The sequence below is a fragment of the Shewanella sp. 10N.261.52.F9 genome (genome assembly GCF_041471165.1).
In the GTDB taxonomy this organism is placed as follows: Bacteria; Pseudomonadota; Gammaproteobacteria; order Enterobacterales; family Shewanellaceae; genus Shewanella; species Shewanella marinintestina.
The window spans coordinates 1-1,414 of record NZ_JBFRNX010000031.1 but is presented as its reverse complement, the minus strand read 5'-3'; the positions used below and the strand labels follow the sequence as shown (position 1 = coordinate 1,414).

At 51.6% G+C, this 1,414-nt stretch carries 1 rRNA gene (cut by a window edge); it reads left to right on the top strand.

From position 1 onward, the window contains the following. Positions 1-1,396, top strand: a 23S ribosomal RNA gene (locus AB4298_RS19185); it begins 2,226 nt to the left of the window's first position. Positions 1,397-1,414: the final 18 nt, after the last annotated feature.

Below are 1,414 nucleotides of genomic sequence, written 5' to 3'. Positions count from 1 at the left end.
AAGGCTGAGAACTGATGACGAGGTCCTAAGGGACTGAAGTAGTTGATGCCATGCTTCCAGGAAAATCTTCTAAGCTTCAGGTTAGTAGGAATCGTACCCCAAACCGACACAGGTGGTCGGGTAGAGAATACCAAGGCGCTTGAGAGAACTCGGCTGAAGGAACTAGGCAAAATGGTACCGTAACTTCGGGAGAAGGTACGCTCTTAGCGGTGATGGGACTTGCTCCCTAAGCTGCCGAGAGTCGCAGATACCAGGTGGCTGCAACTGTTTATCAAAAACACAGTACTGTGCAAACTCGCAAGAGGAAGTATACGGTATGACGCCTGCCCGGTGCCGGAAGGTTAATTGATTGGGTTATCTTCGGAGAAGCTCATGATCGAAGCCCCGGTAAACGGCGGCCGTAACTATAACGGTCCTAAGGTAGCGAAATTCCTTGTCGGGTAAGTTCCGACCTGCACGAATGGCGTAATGATGGCCACGCTGTCTCCAGCCGAGACTCAGTGAAGTTGAAATTGCGGTGAAGATGCCGTATACCCGCGGCTAGACGGAAAGACCCCGTGAACCTTTACTATAGCTTGGCACTGAACATTGAACCTACATGTGTAGGATAGGTGGGAGACTTTGAAGCATCGTCGCTAGATGGTGTGGAGTCAATCTTGAAATACCACCCTTGTAGTTTTGATGTTCTAACCGCGGCCCCTGAATCGGGGTTCGGGACAGTGCCTGGTGGGTAGTTTGACTGGGGCGGTCTCCTCCCAAAGAGTAACGGAGGAGCACGAAGGTTGGCTAAGTACGGTCGGACATCGTACGGTTAGTGCAATGGCATAAGCCAGCTTAACTGCGAGACATACACGTCGAGCAGGTACGAAAGTAGGTCATAGTGATCCGGTGGTTCTGTATGGAAGGGCCATCGCTCAACGGATAAAAGGTACTCCGGGGATAACAGGCTGATACCGCCCAAGAGTTCATATCGACGGCGGTGTTTGGCACCTCGATGTCGGCTCATCACATCCTGGGGCTGAAGTCGGTCCCAAGGGTATGGCTGTTCGCCATTTAAAGTGGTACGCGAGCTGGGTTCAGAACGTCGTGAGACAGTTCGGTCCCTATCTGCCGTGGGCGTTGGATGATTGAAGGAAGCTGCTCCTAGTACGAGAGGACCGGAGTGGACGAACCGCTGGTGTTCGGGTTGTTATGCCAATAGCATTGCCCGGTAGCTACGTTCGGAATCGATAACCGCTGAAAGCATCTAAGCGGGAAGCGAGTCCTAAGATGAGTCATCCCTAGGAATTTAATTCCTCTAAAGAGCCGTTCGAGACTAGGACGTTGATAGGCAAGGTGTGTAAGCGTTGTGAGGCGTTGAGCTAACTTGTACTAATGACTCGTGAGGCTTAACCATACAACCCTGATGGGTTTT